Raw genomic sequence first — 17,222 nt, 5'->3', positions numbered from 1 at the left:
AGGGCGAGGGGGGAGTGAGCGGCCGGGCCCCAATTCAATCGGCGGCGTGTCGGAGCCAAGCGCCCGGAGGCCGTGGCAGAAGCGGCGCCTGGTTCAAGACACGCTGCGCCGCGGCGATGACCGCCTCGATCTCGGCTGTGGTCTCGCCGATGGGATGACCGGCGCAGACCGCTGCCCTAAGGTCGGCTGAGACGGCCTCAGGTATCGACCTGATTTTGAGCGGCGATGAATGCCTGTCAGTATGGTCCCGCGCAAAGTGGATATCGGCTTGCGCGAAGGTGATGGATAGGGGCGAGGATCGGCACACTTCTACGTTTCATGACAATCCCAACTTTTTGAAGTGATGGGCATGCTGCGATATCTGCCGCATCGTGATCGGCGGCGCCCCTGGTGACAGTGTTCCGACGCCCGACATCGGCGCTCTTTCTGGTGCTGGGCATCCTGAGCTTGCTGGCATTCGAGGCCTGGCGGAGTCACCGGGCAGCACAGGAGGACGCAGAGCGCAACGTCGTCAACCTGGTGAAGCTGTTGTCCGAGCAGACGGGCCGCACCATCCAATCGATCGATCTGAGCCTTCAAGGCATGGCGGCGGAGGCGGCAGGCACGCCCAACCTCGCCGACAATGATCCGCGCTTCGTCGCCGATCTGCGCAAGCGGCTGAGTGTCTTGCCCTATGTGCGCGCGCTGTTCGTGGTCGGAGCCGACGGCTTCGTGTCGCAGAGCACCAGCTACCCGGCATCGCCACGAACCAGCCTGGCGGATCGACCCTATTTTACGGTCCAGAAGGACAGCCCGTCCGTGGGGCTGCATATCGATGCTCCCCTGCGCAGCCGCGCGTCGGGGGCCTGGATCGTCGCGCTGTCGCGCCGGATCGAGGGGCTCGACGGCAGCTTCGCCGGGGCCACGGTGGCTGTGATCGACCCGATGTATTTCGAGCGCTTCTACAGCCAGCTCTGGGTCAATGGCGGCACGGTCGCCCTGTTTCATAGAGACGGCGTCGAACTCGCCCGTTCTCCGCATATCCACGCCTTGATCGGCACCTCGGCCGCTGGACGGGAAACCTTCAGGCGATTTCGCGACGGGAGCGCTCCGGAGGTCTTCTGGGGGACGAGTCCGATCGACGGCAATGAGCGGGTCGCAAGCTTCAGGGCTCTCGAAAACCTGCCGCTCGTCATGCTCGTAACGATGCGGGAGGCTGTCGTCATGCGCTCCTGGCGCTCGCATATGACCGTGACGAGCGTCGGGGCGGCCATCATCATCGTGATGTTCGCCGGCATGGAAGCGCTGACACGGGATCATCGGCTGCAAGAGGAGCGGGCCAGGGCGCGCCTGGCGGAAGCGGAGCGGCTCGAATCGATCGGCCGGTTCGCGGCGGGAGTGGCGCATGATGTTGGAAACCTGCAGAGGATCCTTCGATCCGCCGTCCTGCTGCTGCGCCCGCAAACGGCCGACCGGCCCAAGGCGAGCGAATTACTGGATCAGATCGACGCCACCCTCACCGTCGGCGGCGAGCTGGTCACCCAATTGCTGTCGCATGCCCGCACTGGCAGCCGCGCGCCTGGGGTCAATGACCTGAATCTCGTCCTAACCGAGGCGCTGCCGATGCTTCATCGCGCTGCGGGGCCGAAGGTGGAGGTCCGCCTGTCGACCGCGGCATCGGCCTTGCCGTGCCGGATCGACCGTCCCCAGCTTCTCGCCGTCCTGCTGAACCTGATCCTGAATGCGCGCGACGCGATGCCGGATGGGGGAAGGGTGTCGCTCGATGTCAGGGACGAGCGTCCTCCGGGGCAGGGCGGGCCGGGCTGGAGCGAAGTCCGCGTGTCGGACAACGGGCAGGGCATGTCGGAAACGGTCCTCGGCCAGGCCTTGGACCCGTTCTTCACGACCAAGACGGCCGGGCAGGGCAGCGGCCTGGGACTCAGCCAGGTCCAGACCTTCATCGACGACAGCCGGGGAGGGCTGGAGATCACGAGCGAGCAAGGAAAAGGAACGACGATCCGCCTGCGTCTGCCGCTGGCCGAGATCGACGCGACTGAAGAGGCCGGGTCACGCGCACTGCCATCCGTCCCGGATACGGCGCGCCGGCCCGCTTGATTCTGCGAGATCGACAACCGAGACTGCGATGAGCAAGTCGAGACCCGAACATGATGGGTAGACGAGAGCTGAGAATACTGGTCGTGGACGACCATCCCATCGTCCGTGGGGGACTGAGGGCAATCCTCGAAACTCAGCCGGGTTGGCATGTTTGCGCCGAAGCCGGGAATGGCGAAGAGGCGGTGCGTCTCACGCTCGAACATGTCCCCGACATCGTGGTAATCGATCACTCCCTGCCGGTGCTGAACGGGTTGGAAGCGGTTCGACAGGTTCTCAAGGCCCTGCCCGACATCCGGATGCTGATCTATACGATGCATGACGATGACGGGCTGATCTACGATGCGCTGAAGGCTGGTGCACGCGGCTATCTGCTCAAGTCCGAGGACGACGGGGAGGTCGTCGCCAGCGTCCGGGCGCTGGCGGAGGGGAAAACCTATTTCTCGCAGCGCGTGGCGAAATGCCTGCTGGATCAGCTCCTCAGCGGCGAAAAGATAGTGGCATCGCAGACATTGACGGCCCGTGAGCGCGAGGTGGTGCAACTCGTCGCGGAAGGGGAATCGAACAAATCCATCGCGCGCCGCTGGGGCCTCAGCATCAAGACCGTCGACACGCACCGCACTTCGGCGATGAAGAAGCTCAATCTGCGCACGGCGGTCGATCTGGCCCGTTACGCGATCCGAAACAGGCTGATCGAACCCTAGCCACGGATTTGATCGAGCGCGATATTGGGGACTGTCCTGCCTCGGCGGGCACCTCACGGCGAAGCCATGGCATGGCTCCGATGATGACACGTTGGGAGATGCGTCGATTAAAATGAGGGGAGAGGCGCTTCGCGTCGAAAGACCTGCTTTCCGGCCGATCTGCAATGTCAGCTGGCCGAGGTAAGCCCTAGGGGAATAGTGGCGCAATACTCGGGTGTTTGCCCGGTTGTCCCATTTTCCCAGCGCCAGCTAGATTGAATTTCCGGGTGATGTTGCGGAATTGATGCGAGAATCGTATCTGGTGTGCGCAAGTTGTATTTCAAATATTATTTGGTTATTTTGTTTTTGGAAAATGAACGTAACAGTGTCTGTGTTTTATTCTCTGCAGGATTTCAAGCGAAAAGCAGCACTGAAGTGCCGAATTTGATCGGATAAGCAAGATGTCGGTCATCGATCTGCAAAGTCATGTCCTTCTCAAAAAGAGCAGGGGCGTCGAGGCGTTCACCCAGTCGATCGCGAAGGTGAATTCCGAAATAAAATTCATGAAGGACATCATCGAGAGAGCGCAGATCAATGACGACGACAAGATCGCCATCCTGTCGAATTTCATCCGCATCTTCGAATTGTCGTTCAAGTCACTGGTGACGTATTATTCCGTTGCCTACAAGGATCTCGCCGAGCAATTCACCGCTGCGGGCGACCACTCGGCCGCTGACGGTGGCGAGCAATCCGGCGCTTCTCCGCGTACCGATGCGGCGGACCATGGCAATTGACCTGCTGATCGGCCGCTGGCCGACCGAGGCGGCCGCGATCCGTCGGACGCAGGCGATCATCGAGTTCGACACCACGGACACCTGATCTTGGCGCAGGCGGGAACCGAAGTGGGCATCGGCCTTGCGTCCTCGGGCGGGCGGGGCCGTCATCCGCTCGCTTCCAGCGACAGGCCCCCGGCCGCCCAGGTTGCGGAGTCGCGAGATCGCCATCCGCCCCCGGGGCCGCAATTGGCGCCCCATCTTGTCAAAGCACGGGCTGGTCCGAGACGGGGATTGCGTTCCCCGCCGGGTGCTCTCGTTTCAGAGTGTGAGTGATGGAGCGAACCACTATTCATCGTGAGATGAGCTGGCACACGCGCTCGCTCCTGAGCTACGACGCCTGGGTCGTCCGATCGCTCCGTCTTCCACTGTTGACGGGCTACGCCGCCGCTGCGCTGCGCCAGGCGCAAGCCGCCCGCTATCTCCAGACCCTGCCGCCGATCCTGGTTTCGGCCATGCTCTCCGCCGCCACCATCGCCGTCGTCGCGCTCTATTACGGCTGGCGGCTTTTTCCGCTGGCCTGGGCCTCCTGGGTGATCGTCACCGCCTGGGTAGGCATCGCGCGGATCCGGCGGGTCCGGGAGCGGCGCCGGACCGATGCGCCGTCGCAACGTTTCGTCGCCCGGATCATCCTCGACACCGCGGTCGTCGCGATGCCGTGGGCGGTGCTGCCGATCGTCGTCAATCCGGGCATCGCGCCGGAGATGGAGGTGATCATCGCGACCATGCTGGCCGGGCTGGCCTGCGCCGGCGTTTTCATCATGGCGATCATTCCCTCGGCCGGAGTGCTGTTTCTCGCCATGCTGATGATCGGACGCATCGTTCAGCTCGGCTTCACGCCGCTCGACCACGCCATCCCCAATCTGGTGCAGCAGGCGATGTACGGCCTGGCGCTGGTGCTGGCGTTGCGGACTATGGCGCAGCTCTTCATCGAGCATGTCCAGGCTTCCGCGGTGATCACCTCCCTTGGCGAGGAGGCGCAGGAGCGTGCGAGTCATGAGGAGTGGCGGCGCTCGCAGGTGCAGCACCTGGCCGGCGACTTCAAGGAGACCGTCAGCCGGCCCCTGCAGCAGATGTCCCAGGCCGTCGACCAGATGAACGGCGCGGCCACCCAATTGTCGGAGATCTCGACGACCTCCCGTCTGGGATTGGAAGAGCTGCTCGCGACCGTTGCGGAGACGAAGGGGGGCATGCGGCTGGTCGAAGCCGAATCCCTCAGGCTGTCCGAGAGCATTGCCATGGTTCTCGACGCCGCGCGCAACACCACTGCCCTCGTCCAGGTCGCTGCCGCCGAGGTCGCGTCCTCAATCGCCGTCAAGGAGCAACTCGGTTGCGCCGTCCGCGACATCGAGCGGATCGCGGACCTGATCAGCGATATCGCCAGGCAAACCAACCTGCTCGCCCTCAACGCCACGATCGAGGCGGCGCGTGCGGGGCCGGAGGGCAAAGGGTTCGTCGTGGTCGCGCGGGAGGTGAAGCTCCTGGCTTCACGGACGGAGGCGGCGACGGAGGAGATCTGCGGCCGGATCAAAGTCGTTCGATCCGCCGCGGAGGATTCCCTTTCGGCGAGCCGGACCATCGGCAACTCGGCGAAGGCGATCGTGAATGTCAGCAACGACATCATCGTCGCGGCCGATCTGCAGGCGAACGGCGTGGCGTCGATCGTCGAGGCGGTGACGCAAGGGGTCGCGGCGGCTGAGCGCGCTGCCCTGACGATCGAGGAGGTTGCCTCGCGGACGGCCCAGACCTTGAGCCAGGGCGCCCATGTCTCTGAGGCCGCCGGCCATGTCGATCGCTCGACGCGCGATCTTGCTGGCGTCGTCGAGACCTTCACCACAGGCATTGTCGCGGTGTGACAAGAAGGGCGGGGCTGCGGCTGCCCCGCTCAGCTTGGCCGCGCGCCCCAAAAGAGGGGGATGCCGCGCGGCAGATCGGTGATGCTGGTGCGCCAGGCGCTCTGGGTCTTCCACTGGCCGAGCGGGATGAAGGGCACGTCCTGCCAGGCCTGCTCCTGGATCGCCCGGCAGACGCGCTGGCGCTCAGCGAGGTCGGACGCCTCGAACCAGGAGTCGCGCAGCCGCTCGATCTCGGGTGAGGTCAGCCAGCCGCCGGCCGCCTTGCCGTCGCCGCGCAGGCTGATGCTGACCGCCGGGTTCACCAGATCATTGCCGGACCAGGTGCCGATGAAGGCGCTCCAGCCGCCGTTCTCGACCGGCTGCTGGCTGGTTCGCCGCTGCATCACCGTGCCCCAATCGGTCGAGACATAGTCGACATTCATGCCGATGCGGGTGAGCAGATCCTGCGCGACCAGAGCGAGCGCATTGATCGCGTCGATGTTCGAGGCGGCGAGCAGGACGACCCTCTCGCCGCGATAGCCGGCGGCGGCAAGGTCGCGCTTGGCCTTGGCAAGGTCGCGTGGGCCGAACAGCCCGGCCATGCCCGCATCGTTCGCCATCGGCGTACCGGGCGTGAAATAGCCAACCCGGTCGTTCCACATCGCCCGATCGTCGCCCGCAATCGCCTGCATGAACGGGGCCTGGTCGACCGCGGCGAGCACGGCGCGCCGGATTGCCGGATTGTTGAAGGGGGGCTGGAGATGGTTGAACCGGAACACGCCGATCGAGCCGGCCGGGTCAAGCGTCTCGACGGCGACCTTGCCGTTGCCCTTCAGCAGCGGGATCAGGTCGGGCGGCGGAGCCTCCCACCAATCGATCTCGCCCGACTGGAGCGCGCCCGCGGCTGTGCCGGCATCGGGAATGGTGACCCACTCGACCCGGTCGAAATGGACGACTTTGGCGCCGGCGACGAAGCTCGGCTTGCCGGGAGCCGGGACATAGCGGTCGAACTTGGCATAGGCCGCCGAGGCTCCGGGCACCCGCTCCGAAGCGAGGAAGCGGAACGGGCCGCTGCCGATGACCTCGGTGATCTGCGTCGTCTGCGGGGTGAGGGCGATCCGCTCCGGCATGATCGCGCACATATACGGGCTGGCCTTGCCCAGCGCCGCCGGCAGGAGCGGGAAAGGACGCTTCAGCTGAAAGCGGATCTCGCGATCGGAAGCGGCCGAGAGCTCGTCCGTCACAGCCATCAGCTTCTGGCCGAACGCGTCGGCAGACGCCCAGCGCCGGATGCTGGCGACGCAATCCTGGGCGCGCACCGGCGTGCCGTCATGGAAGAGCAGCCCGTCGCGTAAGGTCAGCCGCCACAGCAGGCCATCGTTCTCGACCACATGTCCCGCCACCATCTGGGGCTGCGGCTCGAACCCGGAATCCAGCCCGTAGAGCGTGTCGAACACCATGAAGCCGTGGTTCCGCGCGATATAGGCCAGCGTCCAGCCGGGATCGACGAAGCTGAGATCGGCATGCGGGGCAAAGCGCAAGGTGCGGGCGCGGTTCGCCTGGGCCTGGCCGAGGCGCGGCATGGCAAGCCCTGCGGCGGCGGCGCTCGCTCCGGCGATGAAGTGGCGGCGGTGCATGCTTCCGATCTTCCCTTTTGTCGATTGTATCGTCATCTCGTTCCGGCTGTGCCGCGGCGGTTTCTTCAGGCGCTGCCGTGCACGAGCCTTCCCTCGAACCAGGTGGCCAAAACCTTCGTCTGTGCGATCGCCAGCGGCTCAATCGTCATCAGATCGCGGTCCAGCATGACCATGTCCGCCGACAATCCCGGTGCGAGCCGGCCGGTGCGGTGGCCGAGGCGCATCGCTGCCGCCGGATTGGTCGTATAGAGCGGCAGGACCTCGGTGATGCTCACGGCCTGATCGGGCGCATGCACGCCCTCGTGGCGTCCGGTCGGATCGCGGCGGGTGACGAGGCCGCACATCGCCTCCCAGGGATCGAGGTCGGGCGCGATCGTACGCCAGTCGGAGGCAGCGACGACGGCCGCGCCGGCGGCGAGGATGTCGCGAACCGGCCAGACCGTTGCATAGCGCTCAGCGCCGACCATCCTCTCATGCGTCAGGCTCGCCGAATTGGGATGCCAGAGCGGCGGGCACATGTCGTGGAGGACATTCAGCTCGGCCAGGCGCGGAATGTCCGCTGCGGTGATGAACTGGCCATGGGCGATCTGGTGCTGTGGCCCATCGGGGCCGTTGCGGCGGCGCACCTGCTCGACGGCATCGAGCACCATGCGGATGGCGCGATCGCCCACCGCGTGCACTTTCACGCCGAGGCCGTCCCCGTCGAAATCGGCGATCGCCTCGGTCAGCTCGTCCAGGGTCAGCGAGGTCGCGACTGGCGGTTCGTCGGGCGCGCTGGCATAGGGGGCGAGCATAGCGGCGGTGCGCAACGACGGCACGCCGTCGAGGAAGATCTTGGCGAAATCGGCATTCATATGCGGGCCGCAAAGCTCGCGGCGCTGCTCGCGCATGACCTTGACCTCATCGGCCGCATAACCGGAGCAGGTCGGGCTCAAAGCGAGATGGAAGGCGGCCCAGCAGGTCAAAGCGCCGGCATCGTCGAGGGCCCGGTAGAACTGCAGCGCCTCCAGGCTCGCTGACGCATCGGCGAAGCCGGTGATGCCGAGGCTGTTGAGATAGGCGATCGAGGCGCGCGCCGCCTCGGCCTTCCCGGCTGCGGTGAGTTCGGGGATGGCGTCGGTGACAGGCCAGGCACCGGACTCGATGAGCAGGCCGGTCGGCTGTCCTGCGGCATCCTTGACGATCTCACCATCCGGCGGGTTCGGCGTCGCGGCATCGATGCCGGCGATCCGCAAGGCGGCGGAGTTGGCGAAATAGCCATGGCCGCTGAGGTGCTGCATCGCAACGGGCCGGCCGCGACTGACCGCATCCAGGGCCGCCAGCGCGCCGGGCTCGCGCATCCGACCGAGGGCACGCGCTCCATAGGCGCCGGCGACGACCCAATCGCGCCCGTCCTGGCGGGCGCAGGCCGCTTCGATCTTGCCCAGGATCGTGTCGAAATCGTCGGCCGTGTCGAGCGCTGTCGTATGGAGGCGTGCGATCATGCTGGAGAGGAGGTGGACATGGAAGTCGATCAACCCCGGCATCAGCATGCGGCCGCCGAGGTCAACGAGATCGGTCGCTTCTGTCCGCAGAGCCATGACCTCGGTCTGCGTGCCGAGCCTTACGATCCGGCCGCCGGAGACAGCAAGGGCCTCCGCCACGGGGTTCGCCGCGTCCATTGTGCGGATCACCCCGTTGTATAGGATCGTTTCGGCCACGGGGCCGGGCCTTGCTGCATTCGGCCTATCGGTCATCCCTGTCCCCTCCAAAGCGGTGTCGGGTGACCCAAACAAAAAAACCGGCGCTTCCGCTCCGGCCCTTGCGGGCTCAGAGGAAAAGCGCCGGTTCGAATTGCTCCCCTGGAAGCCCGCCTTTGAGAAGGGCCTCCAGCACAAGTCACCTAGCGGACTCAGTACGTGCCGAAATCTCGGCTCTGTCAACCGTTGCCGCTACTGCTTTGGAAAGCTCCTTCCTTCAGAACCTCATCTCGACCCTGCCCTTGAGGGCGTGGTCGCGGGAGCGTTCGCCGATTGCGGCGGAGTAGGTCAGGCCGAGCGCGGTGGCCGAGGAGATGCGCCAGTCGAGCCCGGCTTCGGCGACGAGGGCTTCGCGGTCGATCCGGGCGGCGAAGACCTGCGCCGGCGTGGTGCCGGCGACGAAGGCGGTGCGCGCCTGCGGGGTGAGCTCGCCAAAGCCGTGGCGCCAGCCGAGCATGGCCCGGGCGAACAGCGGCATCGCCCCGAGCTGCGCCTCGGCCCGCAAGCCGAGCGTAGTGAAGCCGAGCGTCTGGTCGGAAGAGAGAACACGCAGGGCCGCCGCCCCGCCACGCTCGGTGCCGGCGTCGGTGCTGACCCGGATCAGCGCCAACTGGGCGAACGGCTCCAGCGCGACCCCACTGAAGGCGAAGGCATAGCCGAGCTCGGCGAAGCCTTGCGTCACCGAACCCGGACGCTGCAGCCGCAGGAGATCGCCAAAACCGCGGACCGCGATCTGGCGGCGGATGTCGCTCTCGGACCATGTGTAGGCTGCGCCGGCATCGAGCCTGAGCTGGCCGAAGCGCGCCCCGGCATAGAGCGCGGCATGGCCGCTCTCGAGCTTGCCGCTGGAGCGGCGGGCGTCGAGGTCGAAGCGCGACTGGCTGTAGCCACCGGCGACGCCAACCTTCAGCGAGGAGCCCGGCGCATCGTAGAGCATGACGTCCGCACCGAGCAGGGCGCCGCCGCTGCGGCGGCTCATGCTCGCGGCATTGCCGTCGCCGTCGGTGTTGCCGGTGCTGCCGAAGGCCGTGCCCCAGAGTGCATAGCGCGGCTGCGGCACCGGGGCGGGCATCACGATCCCGCTTTTGCGGCCGGGCAGATCGGCAGTGAAGCTCGCCGCGACCTGACCGGGGGCTTGCGTCAGCAGCGGGCCGCGCAGATGGCTGAGGATGGTGTCGCGCACCAGCCGGCTCTCGTCGATCATCACCGAGACCGCCTGGGCATGCGCTTCGCCCGAGAGCAGGTCGAAGCCGGCGCGGGCCTGATCGGCCGTCGCCGAGATCAGCACGTCATAGACCGGGTTGCCGCCCCCGAGCCGCTCCGCCGCCATCGCGATGAAGCCCTGGTTGCGGGTCGCGGCGACAGAGGTTCCGCCAGAGCTGCCGCCACTATTGTCGGGGCCGAACGAGGTGTCGTTGCGCGTCATCGTCAGCGTGACGTTCGTGCCGCCATAGCTCAGCGAGGGCGTCAGGAAGGCGAGGTTCGACGTGACGCTGGTGAAGGTTCCGTTCACCCCGCCCGAGGCGGTCAGGATCGTATAGTTCGTGCTCGCCGCGTAGTTGCCGTTCTCGGCCAGCACTTGCACCGTGCCGCCCGAGATCGTCGCCGAGCCGGAGGCCACGATCCTGTCGCCCTGCCCGGCGGCATTGACCTCGACCTGATAGGTCGAGCCCGAGGCGAACGAGACATTGCCCGACACCGTCAACGTCCCGATCGAATTGCCGGGCGCAACAGTCGCGCCGTTGCCGACGCTCACGCCGGCGATCGTGCCCGAGCCGCCGAGCGTGCCGCCATCGAGCACCACCGTGCTCGCCAGCGAGCCGTTGACGACCAGCTTGCCGGACGAGACCTTGGTCGAACCCGTGTAGGTGTTCGTGCCGGTCAGCGTCAGCGTGCCCGTGCCGGTCTTGGTGACCCCGCCCGTGCCGGTGATCGTGCCGGAGAAGGTGGTCGAGCTGTTGTCCGAGCCCGCCGTCAGCGTGCCCGAGCCGAGCGTGACCATGCCGGCGCCGGCGAGCGAGGCGATCGTCTGGTTGAGACTGGCGAGATCGAGCGTCGCGCCTGATGCCACCGTGAAGGCCGAGTTCTGCGAGAACGCGCCGGCGACGCCCGCCCGCAGCGTTCCCCCCGAGACCGTCGTCGCGCCCGAATAGCTGCTGGCGCTCTTCAGGATCGTCGTTCCCGCGAGCTGGCGCACCGAGCCGGTACCGGTGATCGACGGCGAGAAGCTGTAGCTGGCCTCGGTGTGGTTGAAGACCAGCTTGCTGGCGCTGGTGTTCAGCGCAACGGTGCTGACGATGAGGTTGCCTGCCGCCGTGGCGGTGCTGCCCTCGGCTGCGCCGATATTGACTGTGCCGCCGGCGCTGCCGCCGACGAGGCCGAGATCGAGCGTGGTGTTGCTGCCGCCGCTCTCGATGCCGCCCACGGTCAGCTGCAGCGTTCCGCCCTCGGACAGTGTCAAGGTGCCGGCATTGGCATGGCCGACATAGAGGTGCGTTCCGCTGCCGACCCATTGCGAGCCCGCCCCGGTGATCGTCACCGAGCTGTCGCCGTCGACGCCGACGATGCCGACAGTGCCGGAGCCGCTGCCGGTCCTCACCGAGCCGCCATTCTCGATCAGCAATGTGCCCGAGCCGATCTCGCCGACCCGCATCTGGCCGAAGGTCTCCCAGCTCGAGCCCGTGCCGGTGACGATCGCGGTGGCGCCGTTGCTGATATAGGCCTGTCCGCTGGTGCCAACGTTGCCGAGCTTGCCGCCGCCCTCGATCCGCAGCGTGCCCTCGTTGACCCAGGTCCGGCCATTATAGCCTCCCGAGCTGTTGCCGGTCAGAACCAGCGTGCCGGCGCCCTGCTTGATGAAGCTGGCGCTGCCGCTGGTGGTGATCGAACCGGTGAGCGTCAGCGTCGTGCCCGCATCGGTCTCGATCCGCCCACCGCCGGTGGTGAAGGCGATGCTCCGACCGCTGGAGAAGGTCGACATGGTGCGCAGGACAGCGTCAGCACCGGTGCCGGCCCCGCCGACGATCGTGGTGTTGGAAAGCGTGATGCCGGTGCCGGCATTGCCGAGATTGGCATCGGACGAGATCGAGAGCGTGCCAGCCGAGATCGTCGTCCCGCCGGTGTAGAAATTCGTGCCGGTCAGGACCAGCGTGCCGGTCCCCGTCTTGGCGATGCCACCGGTGCCAGTGATCGCGCCATCCATGGTGAAAGTCTGGTCGGCGGTCACTTCGACCGTGCCGTTGGCGTTGAGCGTGACCGCCCGCGCCGTCGAGAAGCTCGCCGTCACCTGCAAGGCGCCGCCGTTGAAGGTGAGCCCACCCGATACGTCGCCGAGATTGGTATCCTGCGAGACTGAGAGCTTGCCTGCGGAAAGTGTCGTCCCGCCGGTATAGGTGTTTTCGCCGGTCAAGGTCAGCGTGCCCGAGCCCTCTTTGGCCACGCTGCCGCCGCCGCTGACGACGCTGCTGATCGTCGCGGCGATCGTCTGGTCGAAGGTCAGTGTGCCGGTGTCGATGACGATGCCGCCATTGATGGTCGCCGAGGCGGAGCCGATGGTGAGCTTGTTGCTGCCGCCGGTGAAGTGGAGCGCCGCGGCGCGCGTCGTGCCGTCGCCCGAGAGGCCGCCCTCGATCGTGCCGTTATTGGTGATGATCAGGTCGGCACCGACGATGGCCTCGCCGCCGGCAGCGCCGACGCCGTTCGCCTCTTCGCCTGGATTAGGGGTACGACCAAAAGACGTCGGCAAATTCGAGCCGCCGCGCCCGCCATCGCCACCGCGGACCGTGCCGTTGACGGTCAGCGTCGTCGTCGCGCCGCCATTGGTGAAGACCAGCCCGGCGCCGCCAACGCCGGCCGCGCCGGCGGCGCCAGTACCATCCGACACATACGAGCCGCCATTTCCGCCCTTGCCGCCCTGGATCGTGCCATCGATGAACAGGGTCTGGGCCGCGCTGCCATCGGTGAAGAGCAGGCCGGTGCCGCCGGAGCCGCCACCGCCGCCGAAACCATAAAAGCTACCACCGCCATGGCCGCCATTACCGCCGGTGAGCGTGCCGGCGATCGCTCCCGTCGCACCCGCGCCCGTGACCACGGCACCAAAGCCGCCGGCGCCACCGCCGCCGCCCGAGTAGAAATAGCCGGAGGTACCGTCGCCGCCATTGCTGCCGGTATTGGCACCGGCCGGCAGGGCCGCGCCGACGGCGCCATGCACGCCGCCATCGCCGCCTCGGCCCTCGCTGGGGTTGCCATCGCCAGCGAGCCCGCCAGTTCCGCCGGTAATAGCGCCGGCGCCACCGCCGCCACCGCCCGCGTTGCCTCCTGGCGCTATTTGCCCCCTGGCGCCCGCACCACCGGCACCCGTCGGGTTGTCGATGCCGCCCGCGCCGCCGGAGCCGGGTTGCGCGCTGCTTCGGTCGCCGCCGCGGCCGCCATTGGCGAGCGCCTGCCCGGCGGACAGGAGCAGCACGAGCGCCGTGCCCGCGAGCAGGCGCGAGGCGAGCCGCGTACGAGATGTCCCGCCGAGCGCAGGAGTGGTGACCGATATCATGAGAATGCCCAACCCAACCGCGGCACAGGCTTAGGCGGGTAAGGGCAGGAGGCAATGAACAGCCGTTCACATCTCTAGATAAAATAATTTGTTGCAAATCTGCCGCAGTCGCCTTGGCTCGGCCCTGTCTGGTGGCCACATCTACCGACAGGCGACATCATCCTGCCTCGGATCGCGAGGCAGACGCGGTTACAGCATTCGGCCGGGAGCGGGTGGATGAGGCGGCTTCAGCAGGGACTCGGGATCTGTGCGGCCAGCCGTGTCTCGCCGCTGTCGTTCCAGACTTCCTGGCGCCGGATCAATCCGCTGGAAATCTCGAAGCGGTCGACGAAGCGGATGCCGGAGAAGGCGCTGCCATCAGGCCATTGGCCATAGAGGCTGCCGAGGACGTAGACGATCGCCGCCCCGTCCACTCGCTCGCAGAGGTCGCAGCGCTCGACATGCTTGGCGATGCTGCGATAGCGGCCGGACGAGCCGGCGACGATCGCGGAAAGATCGCTGTGCCTTGCGCCGCCGGGGAAGATGAACTCGGCATTCGCAATGACGAAGCCACGGGCGGCATCGAGATCGCGCCGCTCCATTGCGGCGAGATAGCGGAGCGCGAGGGCCTGTGGCCCGTCATGGCGCTCGGCCGCGAGGGCAGGGGAGAGGATCGCGTCAGAGCTCATTGACCGCCCGCGCCACCATCAGCTTCTGGCGGACTTTCGAGAACATCGGCAGCACGATCAGCAGCAGGCCGAAGGCCAGGATGGTCAAAGCGATCGGCCGGCCCATCAGATAGTCGAGCGGATCGCGCGCCAGCATCATGGTCTGGCGCAGGTTGAACTCGATCGGCCCGCCGAGCACGAAGGCGAGGATCAGCGGCGCGGTATCGAAGCGCAGCTTGCGCAGGCCGTAGCCGAGCACGCCGAACAGCAGCAGGAGCAGGACCTCGACCGGGTTGTTGTTGAGCGAATAGGCGCCGATGATCATGAACAGGATCAGCGCGGCGTAGAGTGCGCGGTAGGGCACCTTCAGGAGCTGCACCCAGATGCCGATCAGCGGCAGGTTGAGCAGCACCAGCATGACGTTGCCGACATACATCGAGGCGATCACGCCCCAGAAGATCTCCGGCCGCTCCTGGATCATCAGCGGGCCGGGCGTGACGTTGTGGACGATCAGGGCGCCGAGCAGCAGGGCCGTGACGGGGTTGCCGGGCAGGCCGAGCGCTAGCAGCGGGATGAAGGAGCCGGCCGCGCCGGCATTGTTGGCGGCTTCCGGCCCGGCGACGCCCTCGACCGCGCCGTTGCCGAACTCCTCCGGGTGCTTCGTGAACTTCTTCTCGACGCCATAGGAGATGAAGGAGGCGAGCGTCGCTCCGCCGCCCGGCAAGAGGCCGATCAGGAAGCCGAGCACCGAGCCGCGGGCGATCGGCATGGCCGAGCGCTTCCAGTCCTCCTTGGTCGGCATCAGGCTGCCGACGGGCACCGCCTGCATCGAGCGGGTGCGGAACTTCTCGACGTTCTCGAAGACCTCGCCCAGGCCGAAGATGCCCATGGCGACGACGACGACGCCGAAGCCGTCGGTCAGCTCGGGGATGCCGAGGGTGAAGCGCGGCTGGCCGGTGATGACGTCCTGCCCGACCATGGCGAGCAGCAGGCCGGCGGCGATCATGATCAGCGACTTGACGACATTGCCCTTGGCCAGGACCAGGATGACGATGAAGCCGAGCAGCAGCAGCGACAGGTTCTCGGCCGGCCCGAAGCGGATGGCGAACTCGACCAGCGGCATGCTGATCAGGCCGATGGCGAGCGCGCCGACCGTGCCGGCGACGAAGGAGCCGATCGCGGCGATGGCGATGGCGCTGCCGGCGCGGCCCTGCTGCGCCATCTTGTAGCCGTCGAGGCAGGTGACGACGCTCTGGGCCTCGCCGGGTATCTTGACGAGGATCGCCGTGGTCGAGCCGCCATAGCTGGCGCCGTAATAGATGCCGGCGATCATGATGATCGCCGAGACCGGGTCGAGCCCGATGGTTAGCGGCAGCAGCATCGCGATCGCCGCCGTCGGCCCGAGCCCGGGCAGGACGCCGATCAGCGTGCCGATCAGCGCGCCGCCGAAGCAGAAGACCAGGTTCATCGGCTTCAGGGCGACGATGAACCCTCCGAGCAAGCCTTCCATCAGTAACCCCAGAGCGAGCCGGCCGGCATGTTGACCGAGAGCGCGACGACGAAGAGCAGATAGGCGGCGAGGGCGGTCAGCACGGCCCGGACCAGGGCTTTGGCCGAGACCAGTTTCTCCTCGCCGATGGCATAGAGGCCGTACATCAGCGCGGTGCCGGCGACGATGAAGCCGAGGCTTGTCAGCAGCAGCGCGAAGGCGCCGATCATCAGCGCGACGAGCGCGACCATCGCCGCGCCGTGCAGGCCGCCATCGTCCTCATCCGCGTCGGTCTCGTCCGCACCCGGCTTGAGGAGCAGCGCGAGGCTCAGGCCGGTCATCGCCAGGGAGAGCAGCAGCGGCACCGCGCCGGGGCCGAGCAATCGGCTCGTGCCGAGCGGTAATTGCAGCGAGGCGAAGGTGCCGATCAGGCCGCAGATGATGCCGACGACCGCGCCGAGGCGCGGTCGCAGGGTCTCGGCCAGGCCGTTCGTCTTTCCGGTCACTTGGCCAGGCCGAGTTTGACGAGAAGCGGCTTCATCATTGCGCTTTCCTCGGCGATCTCGCGGCCGAAGACGTCTGGGCCGGCGAACTCGACCTCGGTCATCGTGCTCTGCGCGAAGGCGACGACGGCCGGGCCGATGGCGGCCTTCTCGATCGCGGCGGCGAGCTGCTGCACCACGGCGTCGGGTGTGGCCTTCGGCGCCCAGATGCCGACCAGCGGCGAGAGGGCGAGATCGACGCCGGATTCGGCGAAGGTCGGCACATCCGGCAGGATCTTGGCGCGCGTCTTGCCGAACTGGGCGATGGCGACCATGCGGCCGCCCTTGGCCTGCGGTACGATCGACTGGGCGAAGCCGAGCGCGAGGTCGATGGTGCCGCCGACTGTCGCCGCCACCGCGGGCGTCGCGCCGGGGAAGGGCACATGGGTCAGCTTGATGTCGGCGGCTAGGGCGAACGCCTCGCCGGAGAGATGCGTGCCGCCGCCGGTGCCGGCGCTGCCGAAGGTGACCTTCTCCGGATTGGCCTTGGCATAGGCGACGAGGCTCTTCACATCGTTGAAGGGCGCGCCGATGCGCGCTCCCATCACGTTGGGGCCGAGGCCGACGCGGGCGACCGGCCGCAGGTCCGAGACCGCATAGGGAAGCTGGTTCTGGTGCGGGGCGACCGAGAGCGGCGCCGAGGTCGAGAACAGCAAGGTGTGGCCGTCGGGCTTGGCCGATTTGGCGACGTAGTTCGCGCCGATCGTGCCGCCGGCGCCGGGCCGGGTCTCGACCAGCACGTTCTTGCCGAGGATCTTCTCCATCTCGGTGCCGAAGGCACGGGCGAACTGGTCGGTCGAGCCGGGGGCATAGGGCACGACGAAGGTGATCGGCTGCGTCGGAAAGGCCCAGGCTGTACGGCTCGCCAGGCCGAGCCCGGCCGTCGCGGCCAACCCGCCGAGGAGGGCGCGCCTCCCGATCCCCGCATCGTCCATCCCGCTCATCGGTCTTCTTCCTTCGTTCCGCCCTGATCGGCGCGTGGCGGGCAAGGTGCCCGGGCCAGGCGCGATGCCTGAGCCTTTGCTGTATGCAAAAAAATGTCAACACTTCTTGCTGCGCCGGCTGGCGCATATTTCGGCATTTATTTCAAAAGGCAGCCGGTCAAGTCACTGCGGGCAAGAGAAGTCGCAACCCGACGTTGTCGCGCGGCCATTCCTCGCTGAAGCCAATGCGATCCACG

The 17,222-nt window shown here is 67.0% G+C and carries 11 protein-coding genes; 4 read left to right on the top strand and 7 right to left on the bottom strand.

The genetic code is table 11. The features are described from left to right. The first annotated feature begins 390 nt into the window (after positions 1–390). The 4 genes from GV161_RS03865 to GV161_RS03850 all read left to right on the top strand — a co-directional run bounded on the left by GV161_RS03865 (position 391) and on the right by GV161_RS03850 (position 5,463). A complete protein-coding gene (locus tag GV161_RS03865; RefSeq protein ID WP_152011768.1) occupies positions 391–2,094 on the top strand; it encodes a hybrid sensor histidine kinase/response regulator in 1,704 nt (567 codons plus the stop codon). An 83-nt stretch (positions 2,095–2,177) separates the two neighbouring features. Beyond that, positions 2,178–2,795 (top strand): response regulator transcription factor, encoded by a 618-nt coding sequence (locus GV161_RS03860; protein WP_244623843.1) that lies wholly within the window; start codon positions 2,178–2,180, stop codon positions 2,793–2,795. A gap of 440 nt (positions 2,796–3,235) precedes the next feature. Next, positions 3,236–3,568 (top strand): hypothetical protein, encoded by a 333-nt coding sequence (locus GV161_RS03855; RefSeq protein WP_152011769.1) that lies wholly within the window; start codon positions 3,236–3,238, stop codon positions 3,566–3,568. A 341-nt stretch (positions 3,569–3,909) separates the two neighbouring features. Further along, a complete protein-coding gene (locus tag GV161_RS03850; RefSeq protein WP_159650128.1) occupies positions 3,910–5,463 on the top strand; it encodes a methyl-accepting chemotaxis protein in 1,554 nt (517 codons plus the stop codon). A gap of 29 nt (positions 5,464–5,492) precedes the next feature. On the opposite strand, the gene GV161_RS03845 is transcribed toward GV161_RS03850, so the two are convergent. The 7 genes from GV161_RS03845 to GV161_RS03815 all read right to left on the bottom strand — a co-directional run bounded on the left by GV161_RS03845 (position 5,493) and on the right by GV161_RS03815 (position 16,986). Further along, on the bottom strand, positions 5,493–7,079 hold the full coding sequence (locus GV161_RS03845) for an ABC transporter substrate-binding protein (protein ID WP_152011771.1): 1,587 nt from the start codon (positions 7,077–7,079) through the stop codon (positions 5,493–5,495). A 65-nt stretch (positions 7,080–7,144) separates the two neighbouring features. Continuing rightward, positions 7,145–8,740 (bottom strand): amidohydrolase, encoded by a 1,596-nt coding sequence (locus GV161_RS03840; protein ID WP_159650127.1) that lies wholly within the window; start codon positions 8,738–8,740, stop codon positions 7,145–7,147. Positions 8,741–9,035: 295 nt separating this feature from the next. Next, a complete protein-coding gene (locus tag GV161_RS03835; RefSeq protein ID WP_159650126.1) occupies positions 9,036–13,364 on the bottom strand; it encodes an autotransporter domain-containing protein in 4,329 nt (1,442 codons plus the stop codon). A 227-nt stretch (positions 13,365–13,591) separates the two neighbouring features. Further along, positions 13,592–14,032: a hypothetical protein gene (locus tag GV161_RS03830; protein WP_152011773.1), complete on the bottom strand. Its 441-nt coding sequence runs from the start codon at positions 14,030–14,032 to the stop codon at positions 13,592–13,594. Then, positions 14,022–15,521 (bottom strand): tripartite tricarboxylate transporter permease, encoded by a 1,500-nt coding sequence (locus tag GV161_RS03825; protein ID WP_152011774.1) that lies wholly within the window; start codon positions 15,519–15,521, stop codon positions 14,022–14,024. Before GV161_RS03825 ends, GV161_RS03830 begins: the two co-directional genes overlap by 11 nt. Next, positions 15,521–16,006, bottom strand: a complete 486-nt coding sequence (locus GV161_RS03820; protein ID WP_152011775.1) for a tripartite tricarboxylate transporter TctB family protein — start codon at positions 16,004–16,006, stop codon at positions 15,521–15,523. Before GV161_RS03820 ends, GV161_RS03825 begins: the two co-directional genes overlap by 1 nt. Then, positions 16,003–16,986 (bottom strand): tripartite tricarboxylate transporter substrate binding protein, encoded by a 984-nt coding sequence (locus GV161_RS03815; protein ID WP_152011776.1) that lies wholly within the window; start codon positions 16,984–16,986, stop codon positions 16,003–16,005. The genes GV161_RS03820 and GV161_RS03815 overlap by 4 nt, the downstream gene beginning before the upstream one ends. Positions 16,987–17,222: the final 236 nt, after the last annotated feature.

The organism is Bosea sp. 29B, assembly GCF_902506165.1.
GTDB lineage: Bacteria > Pseudomonadota > Alphaproteobacteria > Rhizobiales > Beijerinckiaceae > Allobosea.
This window is presented reverse-complemented; position numbering and strand designations above follow the sequence as displayed.